14 protein-coding genes are annotated in these 17530 nt (G+C 67.3%); 9 read left to right on the top strand and 5 right to left on the bottom strand.

The genetic code is table 11. From position 1 onward, the window contains the following. Window positions 1–21: 21 nt before the first annotated feature. Window positions 22–981 carry a zinc-dependent alcohol dehydrogenase family protein gene (locus K7711_RS12025; protein ID WP_222968588.1) on the bottom strand — a complete coding sequence of 320 codons (960 nt, stop codon included), beginning with the start codon at window positions 979–981 and terminating at the stop codon, window positions 22–24. Between the two features lie 82 nt (window positions 982–1063). Between K7711_RS12025 and K7711_RS12020 the strand changes: the two genes are divergently transcribed. Then, a complete protein-coding gene (locus tag K7711_RS12020) occupies window positions 1064–1723 on the top strand; it encodes a TetR/AcrR family transcriptional regulator (protein WP_308014652.1) in 660 nt (219 codons plus the stop codon). Between the two features lie 33 nt (window positions 1724–1756). Here K7711_RS12020 and K7711_RS12015 read toward each other — a convergent pair whose 3' ends face one another. Together K7711_RS12015 and K7711_RS12010 are read right to left on the bottom strand one after the other, a co-directional pair. Continuing rightward, window positions 1757–2107, bottom strand: a complete 351-nt coding sequence (locus K7711_RS12015; protein ID WP_222968586.1) for a hypothetical protein — start codon at window positions 2105–2107, stop codon at window positions 1757–1759. A 490-nt stretch (window positions 2108–2597) separates the two neighbouring features. Beyond that, window positions 2598–3236, bottom strand: a complete 639-nt coding sequence (locus K7711_RS12010; protein ID WP_222968584.1) for a TetR/AcrR family transcriptional regulator — start codon at window positions 3234–3236, stop codon at window positions 2598–2600. A gap of 259 nt (window positions 3237–3495) precedes the next feature. Between K7711_RS12010 and K7711_RS12005 the strand changes: the two genes are divergently transcribed. The 6 genes from K7711_RS12005 to car all read left to right on the top strand — a co-directional run bounded on the left by K7711_RS12005 (window position 3496) and on the right by car (window position 12912). After that, window positions 3496–4425 carry an NADP-dependent oxidoreductase gene (locus K7711_RS12005; RefSeq protein ID WP_222968582.1) on the top strand — a complete coding sequence of 310 codons (930 nt, stop codon included), beginning with the start codon at window positions 3496–3498 and terminating at the stop codon, window positions 4423–4425. A gap of 177 nt (window positions 4426–4602) precedes the next feature. Continuing rightward, a complete protein-coding gene (locus K7711_RS12000) occupies window positions 4603–6813 on the top strand; it encodes an MMPL family transporter (protein ID WP_222968579.1) in 2211 nt (736 codons plus the stop codon). Between the two features lie 83 nt (window positions 6814–6896). Beyond that, window positions 6897–7919, top strand: coding sequence for a dihydroxyacetone kinase subunit DhaK (locus tag K7711_RS11995; protein ID WP_222968577.1), 1023 nt, complete (start codon window positions 6897–6899; stop codon window positions 7917–7919). After that, window positions 7916–8527, top strand: coding sequence for a dihydroxyacetone kinase subunit DhaL (gene dhaL / locus K7711_RS11990; RefSeq protein ID WP_222968575.1), 612 nt, complete (start codon window positions 7916–7918; stop codon window positions 8525–8527). Before K7711_RS11995 ends, dhaL begins: the two co-directional genes overlap by 4 nt. A 37-nt stretch (window positions 8528–8564) precedes the next feature. Beyond that, window positions 8565–8834, top strand: a complete 270-nt coding sequence (locus K7711_RS11985) for a hypothetical protein (protein WP_222969397.1) — start codon at window positions 8565–8567, stop codon at window positions 8832–8834. 556 nt (window positions 8835–9390) lie between these two features. Then, window positions 9391–12912 carry a carboxylic acid reductase gene (car, locus tag K7711_RS11980; RefSeq protein ID WP_222969333.1) on the top strand — a complete coding sequence of 1174 codons (3522 nt, stop codon included), beginning with the start codon at window positions 9391–9393 and terminating at the stop codon, window positions 12910–12912. Between the two features lie 197 nt (window positions 12913–13109). Here car and K7711_RS11975 read toward each other — a convergent pair whose 3' ends face one another. Then, window positions 13110–14150, bottom strand: coding sequence for a (4Fe-4S)-binding protein (locus K7711_RS11975; protein ID WP_235747017.1), 1041 nt, complete (start codon window positions 14148–14150; stop codon window positions 13110–13112). Between the two features lie 279 nt (window positions 14151–14429). Here K7711_RS11975 and K7711_RS11970 point away from each other — a divergent pair, with 279 nt between their 5' ends. Then, window positions 14430–15878 (top strand): aldehyde dehydrogenase family protein, encoded by a 1449-nt coding sequence (locus K7711_RS11970; protein WP_222968573.1) that lies wholly within the window; start codon window positions 14430–14432, stop codon window positions 15876–15878. A gap of 123 nt (window positions 15879–16001) precedes the next feature. Here the strand turns inward: K7711_RS11970 and K7711_RS11965 are convergent, their stop codons facing one another. Next, a complete protein-coding gene (locus tag K7711_RS11965) occupies window positions 16002–16913 on the bottom strand; it encodes an NAD-dependent epimerase/dehydratase family protein (protein ID WP_222968571.1) in 912 nt (303 codons plus the stop codon). Between the two features lie 149 nt (window positions 16914–17062). On the opposite strand from K7711_RS11965, the gene K7711_RS11960 reads away from it, so the two are divergent. Then, entirely contained in the window at window positions 17063–17530 is a 468-nt protein-coding gene (locus K7711_RS11960) for a nuclear transport factor 2 family protein (RefSeq protein ID WP_222968544.1), read from the top strand.

Genomic DNA, 17530 nt, shown 5'->3' with positions numbered 1-17530 from the left:
CAGAATCTCGGCCTCACTCCGCTATGGCGTGAGCACCACCCTGCCGAAAACCTCTCCGGCCGCCATCCGCTGATGGGCCACGACCGCCTCGCGCAACGGGAGCGTCTCGTGCACAACCGATTTCAGCTCGCCACGAGCCGCGTCGGCGAACAGCTCGGCGGTGACGGCCTGCCGGTCGGACATGGCGATGGTGTCGGCGCTGAAGGTGGCGAACGACATCGACTTCCTGAAGCCCGCCACCATCTCCTTGCCGAAGTCCACCGGCGGCCAGCCGCCCATCGCGCCGACGGCCACCATGCGGCCGTTCGGTTCGAGTTTGTCGAAGAAGGTGGGCAGATCCGGCCCGGCGATGATGTCGATGATGACGTCGTACCCTGCGGGAGCATCGGCCGGACCCCGGCCCGCGCGGTCCAGCACGTGCGTCGCGCCGAGTTCACGGAGGCGATCACCACGCTCGGCCGAGGACGTCGTGACCGCCACCGCACTCGCACCGGACCGCGCCGCGAGCTGGACCGCCATGACACCGATACCCCCGGCCGCGCCGCGCACCAGCACCGACTCGCCGGGCGCGAAATGCACATGGCGCAAAGCGAAATGGGCCACCATACCCGAACTGCCGAGCGTCACCGCGGCTGCCGCCGACAGTGTCTCCGGCAGCGCGATGACGTTCTCGACGGGGGCGACGACCTGTTCGGCGTAGCCGCCCATACCGGTGAACGCCCACACCCGCCGCCCCACCCACGCGGCGTCGACGCCCTCGCCGACGGCAGTCACGGTGCCCGCGACCTCGCTGCCGAGGATGTGGCCGGAGGTGAATCCGTAATCACCCAACGTGCCGCTGCGGATCAGCGCATCGACCCCACCGACGCCGATCGCCTCGATCGCGATCGACACCTGCCCGCCGCTCGGACTCGGGTCGGGCAGCTCGACCACCGCCAGACCCTCGGGGCTTCCGAACTCTTCGATCGTTACTGCCTGCACTGGTATCTCCCTGTTCACTTCGATCGGGACCGACCAGCGGAACGTAACGGACGCCCCCGTCCGTTTAGCTAAAGTGAGAGCGGTGACCGCTCATTTGCCTCACAACCTGCGCTCGGACGCCCGGGACAACCGCGAACGCATCCTCGACGCGGCGCGCTCGGTATTCGTCACCGACGGCCTGGAGGTACCGATCCGGGAGATCGCGCGCCGCGCCGAGGTCGGCCCCGCCACCGTCTACCGCCATTTCCCGACCAAGGAGATGTTGATCGCCGAGGCGTTCACCGATCAGATGCTCGCCTGCCGATCCATCGTCGACGAGGGACTGGCCGACCCGGATCCGTGGCGCGGCTTCTGCGGTGCGGTCGAGCAACTCTGCGAGTTGCAGGCGCGCGACCACGGCTTCACCGCGGCGTTCATGTCCACGTTCCCGCACGCGATGGATTTCGCCGCGATCCGCACGTCCTCGCTGACCGGCGCGGCCGAACTGATCCGCCGCGCCAAGGACAGCGGACAACTGCGGCCCGATATCGTCCTGGACGATCTCATCCTGATGATCATGGCCAACAACGGAATTCACGCGGATACGCCCGCCGCACGCCTGGCGGCATCGCGCCGCTTCGCTGCCCACATCCTGCAGGCGTTCCACGCCTCTCCCGGGTCCGCGCCGCTGCCGCCGGTACCCCGGCTGGTGCCCGCGGTGGCACTGCACCGACCCGAGCGAGCCAGCGAAACACGTAGTTGATCAACGGTTTTCGACCACCGCCGAGCAGCTAGGTCAGGGCAGGACCTGCGGCACGACACTCGGGTTCGTCGCACCGACGATGGCGCCGATGATCGTGCCCAGCGCGGAACCCGCGGAACCGGTCACCGACCCCGTCGCCAGGCCGACGGCCGACCCGACCGCGGAGCCGACCGAGCCCCCCAGGGACGCACCGTTGAGCACCGGGTCGGGGATCAGCGCGTCAGGGTTGGTCGAAGTGTCCTTCTGCAACGGAATTCCGGCCACGGGCTCGGCAGCCCGACCGGTGTCGGCCGAGGCGACCCCGGCGAACACGGCCGTCGCGGCCAGCGGCAGCGCCGCGACGGCCACCGCGCGCCTCGCTGTGCACAGGGTGATTCCAAGCATTTTTCCCCACTTTCCACCCTTCGGCACAACCGAGGGCACGACGAGCAGAATGGTCCGGCCGCCGAACCGGAGTCGACCGTCGTCGGCCGCACTCACGGTCCGAGGTGCAGCCGGACTCCCGATATCGAGATCATCCAACCATACTGTGGCACAGACGATCTCATCGGCCGCAGTTATAACATGTTGGCGTAGAGCCGATTACGGATCAGGTGTCACCCACGGCCTCGGGCACCCGGGCAGTTCAGGTCTACGACAGCCCCTGGCCTGAAAATACTTACACCACAACCATTTCGCTCGGATCGATGGCTTTGCGCCGAAGAAAGTTACGACAAGTTCTCGCAGGCGGTGCGAATCCCGCGTCGACCACCGAGCAGTCTCGCTCGGACGATGTGCACATTGCGGCGCCGACGATCGGGACATGTTCCCGGCGAATCCGCGACAGCTAGAGCATCTTCGGCGATCCGACGCGACCAGCCCTGCCGGACAGCTGTCACGAACCGGCTGCGTCGTCGGGAGTTGTCTGCGTCGTCGGGAGTTTGATCGCCGACATGTACATTTCCAGGACCGGCCGGTAGAGGTCGATATCGACCAGTTCGCTGCCGAGCACGACCGAATCGCTGGTGGCGATGAGCGCGTGCGCGAAGGTCAGGGGTGGGACCGACAGGGCTCCGCCGATGCGGTCCAGGCCCTCTGTGACGAACTTGCCCAATTCCTCGGCGACCTCGGTCCGTTTGGCCTCGACTCGTGCGCGGGCCTCGGGGTTGCGGATCAGGTACAGCGTGAACTCGTGCCCGAGGGCGGCGTGCTCGGCGCCCCGATCGCGGCTCAGATCGCGCCACCGTCGGGCGATTTCGTCGAGTTCGCGGGCGCCCACCTCGCCTGCCGCGGACAGCACCTCGGTGAAGGTGTCGAAGTACCGCCGCCAGAACCGGTCGCTCAGCGCCAGGAAGAGTTCTTCCTTCGTCGTGAAGTGTTTGTAGACGGCGCCTTTGGTGTAGCCGGCCGCGGAGGCGATGTCATCGATGGTCGCGGCCGTGAAGCCCTTCTCGGCGAACACTTCCTGCGCGGCGTCCAGGAGCAGTGCGCGAGTGCGCTCGAGGCGTCGCTCCCTCGTCCAGCGCTCGACCATGCCAGCGATTATGCCACGAACCTCAGAGACCAACCGATCCCTCGGATACCCACCGGTATCTCCACAGTGGCGCACCGACACGCCCGAGACTCCTGGAGTGCGGTCGAGGTTCGCAGCACTCGTGCCAGGCTGACGATTCGTCACGAATCTCGCGCACGCCCGGCGGGCTGACCAGCCGGTGGATTGTCCGGCGCGGAGGCCGAACGGCCGGAGCGCAGATCGGAACGTCGATGGTCCGAACACGAACTGGAGGCGAATCATGCGAGTGGCGGTAGCGCGGGAACTGGGCGGGATCGACAGCGTGCACCTGACCGATCGGCCGACTCCGACCCCCGGAGCCGGACAGCTGCTGGTGCGGGTGCACTGCGCGGGTGTCGGGCCGTGGGATGTCGGGATGCTCAGCAACGGTTTTCCGGGCCTGAGCACGCCGTTCGTCCCGGGGCAGGAGATCGCCGGAGTGGTCGAGGCGATCCATGACGGAGCCGAATTTCAACCGGGCCAACGGGTGTACGGGACGACGTTCCCCGTCGGCGGCGGATTCGCCGAACTGGCGGTGGTGGACTCGGCCCGGATGGCCCCGATGCCTGCCACAACCGACTTCCCCGAGGCGGCGGGGTTGGTGATCGGCGCCGGAACCGCCTACGAGGGACTCATCGATCGCGGCGGACTGCGAACCGGTGAAACCGTACTGATCACCGCGGCCTCGGGCGGCGTCGGCAGCGCCGCCGTGCAGATCGCGGCAGCCGTCGGGGCCCGCGTCCTCGGGGTGGCCAGCCCACACAACCACGACTACCTGCGGAACCTGGGCGCGAGCGAGGTCTTCGACTATCACGACCCCGAGTGGGCCGAGCACGTTCGCGCGGCCGTCGGCGGCGGTGTCGACCTGCTGTTCGACGGGTCCGGCAGACCGACCCGCGACCTGGCGCTGACCGCGGTCCGCGACGGCGGCCGGGCGATCTCCATCATCATGCAGGACCCGCTGCCCGATCTGGAGCGCGGAATCACCGGCGACACGTTCGCCGCACACGCCGATCGGCAGCGCTTGGACGCATTGAGTCGCCTGGTCGACGCGGGCAAACTCCGGCCGACGATCGAGGCCGTGCTGCCGTTGGATCAGGTCCGGGTGGCGCTCACGCGGGTCGCCGGTGGGCACACGCGCGGCAAGATCGTGCTGCGGACCGCGCAGTAGGACGCGCGGGGCCGCAAGCACCCGCCGTATCGCCACATCCCCTGAACCGACGCGATCGGTCGGTATGCTCCGTGTTTGCGGGCTGTTCGGGCACGGTGATCGATTCCGGTGCGGCACTCGCGCAGAAGCGAAACAGGCCACCGGTTCGACTGATCGTTGCCATGGGAAGGCCACTGGATGTCCACCTATTTGAATCGCTTGGCGAAATGGTCCTTCCACCACCGCAGGTTGGTGCTTGCCCTGTGGTTGCTGCTCGCGGTGCTCATGATCGTGCTCGGCACGGTGAGCGGCGGGAAGACCAACGACAACTTCACCATTCCCGGCACCGAATCCGAGGACGTGGCAACACTTCTCACCCGCGAGATGCCCGCGGCCGCGGGTGGACAGACCCAGATCGTGCTGGCCACGCACGGCAACGCGAAGATCACCGACGCCGGGAACATGACCGCGATCGACTCGATGATCGCGAAGCTGCAGGCGATTCCGGGCGTCGTCGCGGTCGGCGACCCGTTCCAGACCAGGATGATCGCACCGAGCGGGCAGGCGGCCATCGCCACCGTGCAGTACTCGCAGGCGCCGGCGGACGTGCCGGACTCGACCTTCGACGCCGTGCGGACCGCGGTCGAACCCGCGCAGAATTCCGGTGTGCAGGTGGAGTATTCGGGCAGCGCCTATCCCGGATGGCTCATCTCGGTTTCCGAAGTGCCCGAGATCGTCGGCATGATCATCGCGTTCGTGATCCTGCTCGTGACCTTCGGCGCGTTCGTGGCCGCGGGTCTGCCGATTCTCAACGCGATCGTCGGGATCGTGGTCACCCTGATGGGCGTCACCGCGCTGGCCTCGGTGGTCACCATCGCGTCGGCCTCGACCACCGTGGCCATCATGCTCGGCCTGTCCTGCGGCATCGACTACGCGCTGTTCATCCTCTCGCGCCACCGCAACAACTTGATGGCCGATATGAGCGTGGAGGATTCGGTTCCGCTGGCGGTCGGCACCGCGGGCAGTTCGGTGGTGTTCGCGGGGATCACGGTCATCGTCGCGCTGTGCGGGCTGGCCGTGGCGGGCATTCCGTTCCTCACGGTGATGGGCCTGGCGGCCGCCGCCGCGGTTCTGGTGGCCCTGCTCGTCTCGCTCACGCTGTTGCCCGCGCTGCTGGGCTTCGCGGGGTGGACGGTGGCGAAATTCCTGCAGTCCCCGTTGCGTCCGGGACGTCCCGAGGCGATCGCCCGCCAGGCCGTCCAGCAGCCCGAACGCACCGCGGGCGCGGTCTGGGCGCGCTTCGTCGTGCGGTGGCGGTACCCGGTGCTCATTCTTGGGATCGCACTGCTCGCGGTGATCGCGGCTCCGGCGACGCAGATGAATCTCGGCCTGCCCAGCGGCTCGTCCAAGCCGACCTCGGACACGCAGCGCCGGGCCTACGACATCGTCGCGCAGAATTTCGGCCCCGGATACAACGGGCCGCTGCTGGTCGTGGTCGACAACGTCGCCGATCCCACCCAGCTCACCCCGATCACGCAGGCCCTGGGCAAACTGCCCGATGTCGCGGCCGTCGTCCCCGGATCCGGTGCCGGCGCCCTGCACACGATCCAGGTCGTTCCGCAGTCCGGCCCGAACGATCCGAAGACCGCCGACCTCGTGCACTCGATTCGCAACCAGCGCAACGAGATCGAGGGTTCCACCGGCACGCGGATTCTGGTGGGCGGGACGACCGCGTCCAATATCGACGTCTCGGCCAAACTGTCCGGGGCGCTGCCGGTATTCCTGGTCGTGGTCGTCGGACTGGCGTTCATCCTGCTGACCTTCGCCTTCCGGACCATCTGGGTGCCGATCAAGTCGATCTTCGGCTTCCTGCTGTCGGTGGGCGCGGCGTTCGGGGCCGAGGTGGCGCTGTTCCAGTGGGGTTGGGGCCAGCACATTTTCGGTATCGCGCCGGGTGAGATCATCAGCTTCCTGCCGATCGTCATGCTCGGCATCATCTTCGGATTGTCCAGCGACTACGAGGTTTTCGTCGTCTCGCGGATCAAGGAGGACTTCACCAAGAACGGCGACGCGCGCCTGGCCGTCGAGCGTGGCACCGGGTACTCCGCGCGCGTGGTGACCGCTGCCGCGCTGATCATGTTCTCGATCTTCGTCGCCTTCATGATCAACAAGGATCCGACGATCAAGGCGATCGGTTTCGGCTTCGCGGTGGGTGTGCTGCTCGACGCCTTCGTCGTCCGTCTGACCCTCGTCCCCGCGGTCATGGCCATCGCGCACCGCCAATTCTGGTACCACCCACAATGGTTCGCCAAGTACGTCCCGAATCCGGACATCGAGGGCGAGCGCCTCGAACAGCGCCTGGCCGCCGCGGCCGAGCGCTCCGCGGAACCGGACACGGTCGCACCGTAATCCGGGAAGGGAACTGCGCGCTACCGTTGGTCTGCGGCGACAACACCGTCGATGACCCGTCCCTCTCCCGCAGGAGCCGCTCGATGAGCTTTTTCGCCCATTCTCCCGACGATCTGGTCGACCGGGCCCTGGCAGGCTTCGCCCGCGCGCACGCCGGATCGGTCTCGTACACCGCGGATCCGGGCTATCTGAGCGCCGTCGATCCCGCGCCGGGCCGGGTGGTCGGGCTGGTCTCCGGCGGCGGTTCGGGGCACGAGCCGATGCATGCCGGGTTCGTCGGGCGCGGCATGCTCGACGCCGCCTGTCCCGGAAGGATTTTCGCCTCCCCGCACAATCGGCAGGTGTACGAGGCCTCCCGCGCGGTCGCGAAATCCGGTGGGGTGCTGCACATCGTGAAGAACTACACCGGCGATCGGATCAACTTCGGCATAGCCGCCGAACGCCTGCAGCACGACGGCATCGCCTGCGAACGGGTGCTGGTGGACGACGACGTGGCCACCGACTCCGAGGATATCGCGGTGGGCCGCCGCGGCACCGGCGCGACGGTGATCGTGGAGAAGCTGCTCGGCGCGGCCGCCGACGAGGGACGCTCGCTGACCGAACTGGCCGCGCTCGGCAAGCGGATCGTCGACGCGAGCCGCAGCATCGCCATCGCCTCGGCCGCACAGACCGCACCCGGCACGGGCCGACCGGCATTCGAACTTCCCAGTGGTGCAATCGAATACGGCGTCGGCATCCACGGCGAGCGTTCGGGCCGGATACGCGACGACGCCGAAATCGACGCCCTGGTCAGCGATATGACCGACGCGCTGGTCTCCGCACTGGACCTGGGCTCGGGGTCGCGTGTCATCGCGATGGTGAACGGCCTGGGCGCGACCATCCCGATGGAGCTGTACGGCGTATTCGACCGTCTCGCAACACTTCTCGACCAGTACGGCGTCATCCTGGAACGTCAGGTGGTCGGCTCCCTGGTGACGGCGCTGGATATGCGAGGCTTCTCGCTGTCGCTGACCCGCACCGACGACGAACTGACCCGGCTGTGGGACGCACCCGCCCACACCGCCGCCTGGACCGCAACCACCCGAACCGGCGAGGACGCACGATGACCGAACCCACTGCCCGCCACTGGATCCTCGGCTTCGCCGACCGGGTCACCGCCGCCGAACCGCGGCTGACCGCCTACGACCAGGCCGCGGGCGACGGCGATTTCGGCACCAACATCACCGGCGCGGTCACGCTGGTGCGCACCGAACTCGCCGCCCTGCCCGAAACCGCCTCCGCGAGTGAGGTTCTCACCACGACCGCGACCGTCTTCCTGGACCGCGTCGGCGGCACCAGCGGTCCCCTGTTCGGTCTGCTGTTCCAGGCTCTGAGCAGGGCCGCCGGCGACACCCTGACCCCCGCGGCCCTGGCACAGGGCACGGCCGAGGGCCTGGCCGCCATCCAGCGCGTCGGCGAGGCCCAGGTCGGCGACAAGACCCTGGTCGACGCCCTCTCCCCCGCCGTCGACGCACTCCGGTCCCTCGCACCGGACACCGGAGTGGACAAGGCATTCGAGGCCGCAGCAGCCGCGGCCGTCGACGGCGCGCGCAGCACCAGGGATATCCGCGCCCGCCGAGGCCGGGCCAGCTACGTCGGCGACCACGCCGTCGGCGTGCCCGATCCGGGTGCGGTCACCATCGGCCTGCTCTTCGGCGCGTCCGAGGTCGACTGAGCTCGCCCACGCTCCGGCCCGACGCGACTGCGACCGCGTGGAATTCGCCCGCGGCACCGAACTCGGCGTCGACATCTCCATCACTCCGCTCCGAACGGAGTTCGATGCCGTCGTACTGGCATGTGGCGCAACTCAACCCCGCGACGCAGCGGACGAACTCGGCCGCGCGCTATCCGAGTTGCCCGCGGTCGTCCCCGAGCACGGACGGCCCCCGGATTCGGCCACCGATCGCCTGCGGGTCGTACCGGCCTTCGGCCGGAACGTGACCGGCATCGTCACCGACCTGCCTCGCGCTCCCGCCCGGTAAGCGGTGGCCGGCCGGTGCAACGGCACGGAATCGGAGCGTGCACGATGTCGGCAATATCGCTGGCCAGGACTGCCGCGCGTCTCGGTCAGCGGCTTCCCGACCGGGTGCGGGTGGCTATGATGGGGAGGTCGATGTCCGGCTCGTGCCGAGCTTCGGCAGTGTTGCCAGTGGCCACCCGGCGGACGGGACGAACTGCGGGGGTGGCCGGTGGCGCCGCTCGACCGGCGCTGCCGCACAGCGAGCCGTCCGACCCGATTTCGCTGCTGTTCGTGGTCGACGTCTCCGGCCGAGTCCCCAGGTTCGAGCTCACCATCTGCGTACGGGCCCTGCCGCAGCGGGATCACCCGATCGACGGAGAGCGTGTCGACGAGACGAACACGTTCTGGGATCGGACCGGGCGTCTGGTCGCCCGAAGCACCGAGATGCCGGCATACGACTCGGCTGACGGCAATGGCAGTCGGAGAGTTCGAAAAGACTTGGCCCCCAGCACAACGGAGGATGTTTTTCGCTTTGCCCGCGATCGACCGTAGGAGGAGGACCCATCGTGTCGGCTGATATGCGTGAAGAGCGGCTCGCACGCCGCGTCGCCGATTTGTGCGCCACTGACCGGCAGTTCGCCGATGCCCGGCCGGACGAAGCGGTAACCGAGGCGGTCGAGCAACCCGGGCTCCGCCTCGCGGAGATCGTGCGAACGATCATGGCGGGTTACGCGGACCGGCCGGCGCTCGGTCAGCGTGCGGCGGAATTGGTCACCGACCCGCAGACCGGCCGCCGCTCGCTCGATGTGCTGCCCCGGTTCGAGACCATCAGCTACCGCGAATTGTGGGACCGCGCCGGGTGGGTCGCGAGCGCTTCGGCCGGTAATGCGGTGAGTCCGCTGCGGCCCGCTGATCGGGTCTGCATGCTGGGTTTCACCAGTGTCGACTACACGATCGTCGATTCGGCGTTGATCCAGCTGGGCGCGGTGGCGGTGCCATTGCAGACGAGTGCGCCGGTCATCGGACTGCGGTCCATCGTGGCCGAGACCGAGCCGAGGATGATCGCAGCGAGTATCGAGAATCTCTCCGACGCCGTGGAACTGGTGCTGACGGGCCCGACGCTGGCACGGTTGGTCGTGTTCGACTACCACCCCGACGTGGACGACGAGCGCGAGGCGTTCGACGCCGCCCGCGCGCGGCTGGCGCAAGCGGACCACGACGTGGTCGTGGAAACACTGGCCGACCTACTCGACCGAGGAAGGGCGCTACCGGGGACACCGCCGATCGTTGCCGGCGACGACGATTCGTTGGCACTGCTGATCTACACCTCCGGCAGTACCGGCGCGCCCAAAGGCGCGATGTACCCGCAGCGGATGGTCGCCGACCTGTGGCACAGATCGTTCGGTGCGGTGTGGGGTCGGCGCGGCGCCGACCCGTCGATTGCGCTCAACTTCATGCCGATGAGCCACATCCTGGGCCGCGGGACCCTGTACGGGGCACTCGGCGGCGGTGGCACGGTCTATTTCACGGCCAAGCGCGATCTGTCGACGCTTCTGGAAGACCTTGCGCTGGTCCGGCCGACCCAGCTGACTTTCGTACCGCGGATCTGGGACATGCTGTTCCAGGAATTCCACAGCGAGCTGGCGCGGCGCTCTTTCGACGGCGCCGATCGCGCGGTTCTCGAAGCCGAGGTGATGGCGCAGCAGCGGCAGAACATACTCGGCGGACGGTTCGTCTCGGCGTTCACCGGCTCCGCGCCGATCTCGACCGAACTGCGGGCGTTCGTCGAGTCCTACCTCGACATGCATCTGATGGACGGCTACGGCGCGACCGAGGCGTGGCCCATCTTCGTCGACGGGCAGGTTCAACGCCCACCGGTGATCGACTACAAGCTGGTCGACGTCCCGGATCTGGGCTACTTCCACACCGATCGGCCGCATCCGCGAGGAGAACTCCTGGTCAAGTCGGACACCGTATTTCCCGGCTACTACAAGCGGCCCGACATCACCGCCGAAGTGTTCGACCAGGACGGCTACTACCGCACCGGAGACGTGATGGCCGAGGTCGGTCCCGACCGGCTCGTCTACCTCGACCGCCGCAACAACGTGTTGAAGCTTTCGCAAGGCGAGTTCGTGACCGTCTCGAAGTTGGAGGCGGTGTTCGGAGACAGCCCGCTGATCGAGCAGATCTACATCTACGGCAACAGCGCGCGTGCCTACCTGCTGGCAGTGGTGGTGCCCAGCAAGGACGCGTCGGCCCGTAGCGTCGACGACGCTGCCACGCTCGAGCGACTGATCAGCGACGAGGTACAAAGAATCGCGAGAACGGCCGGACTTCGGTCCTATGAAATCCCGCGCGACTTCATCATCGAGACAACACCGTTCACGCCCGAGAACGGCCTGCTCACCGGCATTCGCAAGCTGGCGCGACCAAAACTCAAGGAGCGTTACGGCGAGCGTCTGGAACATCTCTACACCGAGACCGCCGAGGGCCAGGCCGAGGAACTGCGCGCGTTGCGCCGGAACGGCAGCGACCGGCCGGTGCCGGAGACCCTCGGCCGTGCCGCCGGCGCGGTACTGGGGGTTGCGGCCGGCGACCTGCGTCCGGACGCGCACTTCACCGATCTGGGCGGAGACTCCTTGTCGGCGTTGACATTCGGGAACCTGCTGCACGAGATCTTCGACATCGATGTTCCGGTCGGTGTGATCGTCAGCCCGGCCACCGACCTGCGCGCCCTCGCCGGCTACATCGAGGCCCAGCGGGCGCGCGACGAGAAACGGCCCACGTTCGCCACGGTGCACGGCCGCGACGCCACCGAGGTCCACGCCCGGGACCTGACACTGGACAAGTTCATCGATGCCGAGCTGCTGGCCACCGCCGCAACGCTGCCGCGGGCGAGTGCGCAGGTGCGGACCGTGCTCTTGACCGGCGCCACCGGATTCCTGGGCCGATTCCTGGCCCTGGAGTGGCTGGAGCGGCTGTCGTTGGTCGGCGGCAGGTTGATCTGCCTGGTACGAGCGACCGACGACACGGCGGCTCGTGTCCGCCTCGACGAGGTGTTCGACAGCGGCGACGCGCAGTTGCTGCGACATTACCGGGAGCTCGCCGCCGATCATCTCGAGGTCGTCGCCGGTGACAAGGGTGAGGCGGATCTGGGCCTGGACCGGCAAAGATGGCAGCAATTGGCCGACACCGTCGATCTGATCGTGGATCCCGCGGCGCTGGTCAACCATGTCCTGCCCTACAGCCAGCTCTTCGGCCCCAACGCCTTGGGCACCGCGGAGCTGATCCGGATCGCGCTCACCACGAAACTCAAGCCGTTCATCTATCTGTCGACAGTCGGCGTCGGCGACCAGATCACGCCCTCGGCATTCACCGAGGACGCCGACATCCGGGCGATCAGCCCGGACCGCGCGATCAACGACGACTATGCCAACGGCTACGGCAACAGCAAGTGGGCGGGCGAAGTCCTGCTGCGGGAGGCCTACGACCTGTGCGGGCTTCCGGTTTCGGTCTTCCGCTGCGACATGATTCTGACCGACACCGAATACCTGGGCCAGCTCAATCTGCCGGACATGTTCACTCGGCTGATGCTCAGCCTGGTCGCCACCGGCATCGCGCCCGGCTCCTTCTACGAACTCGACGCCGAAGGCCACCGACAACGCGCACACTACGACGGACTGCCCGTCGACTTCATCGCCGAGGCGATCGCCACCCTCGGCCCACATCCGGCCGACGGGTTCGTGACCTACCACGTGATGAATCCGTACGACGACGGCATCGGACTCGACGAATACGTCGGCTGGCTGATCGAGGCAGGGTACGCAATCCAGCGGATCCCCGACTACGCCGCCTGGCTACACCGCTTCGACACCGCCATGCGTGCTCTGCCCGAACAGCAGCGCCAATACTCCCTACTGCCCCTGCTGCACAGTTATCGACACCCCGGAAAGCCGATCCGCGGAGCGATCGCGCCGACCGACCACTTCCGCTCCGCGGTGCAGGCCGCGAAAATCGGCCCCGACAAGGACATCCCCCACGTCCGCGCCCCGATCATCCTCAAGTACATCACCAATCTCCAACTGCTCCAACTGCTCTGAACCACCGAGCCGGGCTGCAGCCCGTGCAGGCCGCAGTCGACAGCGAAACGGCCTCGCTCCGAAAACTGTTCGGAGCGAGACCATTTCTGTACCGTGCACGCTCCCGGCCGCTGAGCGTGCACCTCGCCCGGCCTCGGCCCATCGGGTACCGGTCCACCTGTGGCAGTGCGGAATTCGATCGCCTGCCTACGCGCAGATCACGCCGACGGGTCGCGCGGGCGCGGCCGGGGTCCGATCTGGTCGAGCAGGTCGTTGACCTCATCCGGGAAGCCGTTGGTGACCGGTTTGGCGGTCTTGTGCGGAAACCGGCGCGTGACATGCTCTTCCGCGGCCGATCCGGACAGTACGTAGACCGGTTCCGCCTTGTTCTGCAACGGGCGCACGACCTCGTCGAGATGTTCTCGTCGATTGTCCAGGAAGGCGCCGATCACGTCCTCTCCCGCCGGGCACACCGCCATGCAGTACCCGGCCTTGTAATTGGGTTTGAACGACAGGCTCTGCCACATCGAGAACGATTCGCCGGTGGCCACCCGCTCGCGATAGTCGTCGCGGTCCGCGCTGTCGGCGATGGTCTCGGCCCAATCGGTGAAGCCGCCCATGAACTCTCGGTAGTTGTGGGTGTAGCACGCCTGGAAATCGAAGCCGCCGTCCTCGGCGATCGCGCCGACCGGGCATGCGGACACGCACAATTTGCACTCGAGACACGGATTGAACTCCAGCGCCGCACTGGGCTCGTCGACCACCGCGTCGGTGACCACGGTGCCCAGCAGGATGAAGTTGCCGAACTTCGGGTGAATCACGTTGCGGTGGATACCCATGACGCCCAGTCCCGCGGCCTCGGCCACGACCTTGTGCGCGATCACCCAGATGCGTCCCGGGAACTGGTCGACCTCCATCGGGTACCCGGGCGCGGGATACACCGCGCGGTATCCGGCATCCTGTAGCGCCCGGGTGATCCGGCGGGAGACCTCGTTGGTCTCGTCGTCGGCATGATTGAACTCGGTATTGGCCAGACTGCGCATCGGGCTGCGCAGGTTGTCGCGGTTCATCCGCACGCAGAACGAAACGAACGTCCTTGCCGCGGGCAGGATTCCGCGCGCATGCTCCAATTCCGGAGCCACCCGCGGATCGTCCACCGCGACGAAGCCCACATCGTCGGCGCCGGCTTCCCGGCATATCTCCCGCAGCCGTTCGGCACTCAGCACCGCGGCAGGCCGCACCCTCTCCTGTTCAGCCATCCGCTGGACGGTCGGATGCTCCGCCAACCGCCGCGGTCTCGTGGGTTCGGAATCCATCACCATCGGGGCCTCCTCGCCTGTCTCCCCGAGACCGTCACGGCCTCAACAGGTTAGACACCGCGGCGCGCGGAAACTCATCGCTCACCAACGAAGTAGATCAGCACTCTTGTCTGACGAAATTGACATTCCCCGTTGACGAGAGTGGTATTCTCGTCGCATTCGCACCCACGGAGAGGCGCTTGCACATGTCGGAGCGGCTCGGCGAAAGGACAACGGACAGTGAGTAACGCCATCGACGTCGAAACTGCGGTCGAAAGCCCGAACTCGGGGATCATCCCGGTCTACGACCCGTCCACCGAGGAGTTGATCGCGGAGGTCGCCGATTCCGACCGCAAGGCCGTCGACGAGGCGGTGGCTCGGGCACGCGAAACCTTCGAATCGGGCGTGTGGCGCAAGCTGCCCGCCGCACACCGCGCGGATGTGCTGTTCCGCGCCGCGAACATCATCCGGGACCGCATCGACGAACTCTCCGCGCTCGAGGCCCGCGACAACGGGATGAACGCCACCGCCGCGAGCCACATCATCAAGGTGTCGCTGGAGATGCTGGTGTACTACGCCGGGTGGGTCGGCAAGATCCACGGCGAGTCGGCCAATCTCGTATCCGACGGTCTGCTCGGCGAATTCGAGAACTACCACACCTTCACCCAGTACGAACCGGTCGGCGTCGTCGGCCTCATCATCCCCTGGAACGGGCCGTTCTTCGTCGCGATGCTCAAGGTCGCGCCCGCCCTCGCGGCCGGCTGCAGCGCCGTGCTCAAACCCGCCGAGGAGACGCCGCTGACCGCCCTGAAACTCGAGGAGATCTTCCGCGAGGCGGGGCTGCCCGACGGCGTGCTGAACGTCGTCACCGGCTACGGCGAGACCACGGGTGCGGCGCTCACCGCGCATCCGGACGTCGACAAGATCTCGTTCACCGGGTCGACCGAGGTCGGACGGCTGATCGTCAACGCGGCCGCCGGCAACCTCAAGCGCCTCACCCTCGAATTGGGCGGCAAGTCACCGCTGATCATGTTCGAGGACGCCAACCTGGACAAGGCGATCATGGGTGCGGGTATGGGCCTGCTCGCCGGTTCCGGACAGAACTGTTCGTGCACCTCGCGCATCTACGTACAGCGCGGCATCTACGACCGGGTCGTGGAGGGTCTGGCCGCCTTCGCCAAGATGCTGCCGATGGGCGGCAGTGACGACCCCAATTCGGTTCTGGGACCGCTGATCAGCGAGAAGCAGCGCCAACGGGTGGCGGGCATCGTCGATGACGGCGTGGCCGCGGGCGCAGAGGTGGTGACCGGCGGTCAGGTGCTGGACCGACGCGGCTACTTCTACGAGGCGACGATCATCACCGGCACCACCCCCGATATGCGCCTGATCCGTGAGGAGATCTTCGGCCCGGTCGGTTCGGTGATCCCGTTCGACGACGAGGACGAGGTGATCGCCGCCGCGAACGATACGCACTACGGCCTGGCCGGATCCATCTGGACCGAGAATCTCGGCCGGGCCCATCGCGTCGTCAACGAGCTTCGCGCGGGCCAGATCTGGGTGAACTCCGCGCTGGCCTCGGATCCTTCGATGCCGATCTCCGGGCACAAGCAGTCGGGGTGGGGTGGCGAGCGCGGCAAGAAGGGCATCGAGGCTTACTTCAACCTCAAGTCCGTTTACATCGGTCACTGATCGCCGACGAGGGGTTCGGGCAGCAACAGGGAGCCGGTGGAGCAGCGTCCACCGGCTCCCTGCCGTTCGATCATCGGCCGATGCAGTTGTGCCGAGCCCGGATCGCTTGCTGGCGTGCGTAATTCAGTGTGCGGCCTTGACAACGTCGACGAGCGCTCGGACCGCTCGGGCACAGTCGTCGCGGGCGTACCCCAGACGACGCACCTCGTCCGGGTCGGGCTCGTAGGCCAGCGTATTTCCGCGACCCTGGATGATGGAGGCGTCCGGTTGCAGCCGGTGTTGTTCGTCGCGTTCGGCGATGACCCGATCGCCGCCCGCGGCGTCGACGAGCATCTGGAAGAACTGCCGGTAGGACAGGTTTTCATCACCCACCAGATAGGCCGCGCCGGATTCCCCGTGCCGCAGCGCGCCGCGAATCGCTTGTGCGAGTGAGGAAGCGGACATGTAGTTGGTTCCGCCGACAGGTGCGAAGTCCGGGATATCCGGTTCGTTTCCGGCCGCCCACGACACCATCCGCCGGTAGCGCCGCGCCGAGGAACCCGGCACCGCGCCGATGATCGACGGTGGGTTGAGGGTGCACGCGACGAACGAGTCGTCGGCGAGGGCACGCACGCCCTCGTCGGCGGCCTTGCGCGCCGCGATGTACGGGTTGTGCTCGGCGAGGTCCGGTCGCAGCTGGTGGTAGTAGCTGCCCACCTGCACGAACCGACTCACCCCGGCCTCTCTGGCCAGTGCGGCGATGCGGGGGACGCCGACGCTCTGGGTGGTCTGCCAGAACTCCTGTGCGTCGTCCTCGGGTTTCTTGTGCCGCACGTCCTGCCCCGCGGCGAAGACGATGCCGTCGAACGGCGCGAACTGCTCCCGGGTCCAGGACGGAACGGTGTAATCGCCCATCAGCAAAGGAAATTCGCGCACCGGAGAGTCGTCGGACAACGGGCCCCGACCCGCGACGGTCACCTCGTCACCGTGTTCGCGCAGGTGCAGCGCGGCGTGAGCGCCGATCATGCCGGTTCCGCCGATGACCAGAATCTTCATGAACGGATACCTCTCCGGTGTCGGCCGCCTCGAGCACGTCGCCCCGATGCTATCCACACCGACACGATCCGGTTGTCCGAGTCTCGGCCAGTGGACACATCCCCCGCTCCTACCAGCGAATCTCCTGTGCCCGTGCTGAGATTGGCACCGTGGAACCTGCCGACACGCTTGCCGTGACCATGCTCGCGGCTCGATATGCGCACAGCGTGGACCGCCGCGATGCCACGCGGCTCGCATCGTTGCTCACACCGGAGGTGGTCCTGGTCCTGCCGCCCGAGCTGAACGGGGCGGACGCGCCGAGCGAGTTGACGGGCAGGCAGGAGGTGGTCGATTCGGTCCTGAAATCCGTGTCACGCTTCGTCGTCACCCGGCACGTGCTCGAGCAGCAGACCCTGGAGACGATCTCCCGCGACGGCGCGCGTGGTGAAGCGTATTGCACTGCACACCACATCTATTCGCGCGACGGCGGTCACCGGGACGCGCGGATCGCCATCCGCTACCAGGACACTCTTGTCCGCGACGGGGACACCTGGCTGTTCTCCCGTCGCGAACTCGTGGTCGACTTCATCGAGGACGTTCCGGTGACCTTGTCCGCACCGCCCGGCCCGGCAGTCTGA

It is taken from the genome of Nocardia coffeae (genome assembly GCF_019890715.1).
Taxonomy (GTDB): domain Bacteria; phylum Actinomycetota; class Actinomycetes; order Mycobacteriales; family Mycobacteriaceae; genus Nocardia; species Nocardia jiangxiensis.
The sequence above is the reverse complement of the archived record's forward strand: the minus strand, read 5'-3'. Positions and strand labels throughout refer to the sequence as shown.

Excerpts from the sequence above, each read along its gene's own strand:
- K7711_RS12015 (WP_222968586.1), bottom strand. The coding sequence starts at position 2,107 with ATGCTTGGAATCACCCTGTGCACAGCGAGGCGCGCGGTGGCCGTCGCG.
- K7711_RS12010 (WP_222968584.1), bottom strand. The coding sequence starts at position 3,236 with ATGGTCGAGCGCTGGACGAGGGAGCGACGCCTCGAGCGCACTCGCGCA.
- K7711_RS12005 (WP_222968582.1), top strand. The coding sequence starts at position 3,496 with ATGCGAGTGGCGGTAGCGCGGGAACTGGGCGGGATCGACAGCGTGCAC.
- K7711_RS12000 (WP_222968579.1), top strand. The coding sequence starts at position 4,603 with ATGTCCACCTATTTGAATCGCTTGGCGAAATGGTCCTTCCACCACCGC.
- K7711_RS11995 (WP_222968577.1), top strand. The coding sequence starts at position 6,897 with ATGAGCTTTTTCGCCCATTCTCCCGACGATCTGGTCGACCGGGCCCTG.
- dhaL (WP_222968575.1), top strand. The coding sequence starts at position 7,916 with ATGACCGAACCCACTGCCCGCCACTGGATCCTCGGCTTCGCCGACCGG.
- car (WP_222969333.1), top strand. The coding sequence starts at position 9,391 with ATGCGTGAAGAGCGGCTCGCACGCCGCGTCGCCGATTTGTGCGCCACT.
- K7711_RS11975 (WP_235747017.1), bottom strand. The coding sequence starts at position 14,150 with ATGGCTGAACAGGAGAGGGTGCGGCCTGCCGCGGTGCTGAGTGCCGAA.
- K7711_RS11965 (WP_222968571.1), bottom strand. The coding sequence starts at position 16,913 with ATGAAGATTCTGGTCATCGGCGGAACCGGCATGATCGGCGCTCACGCC.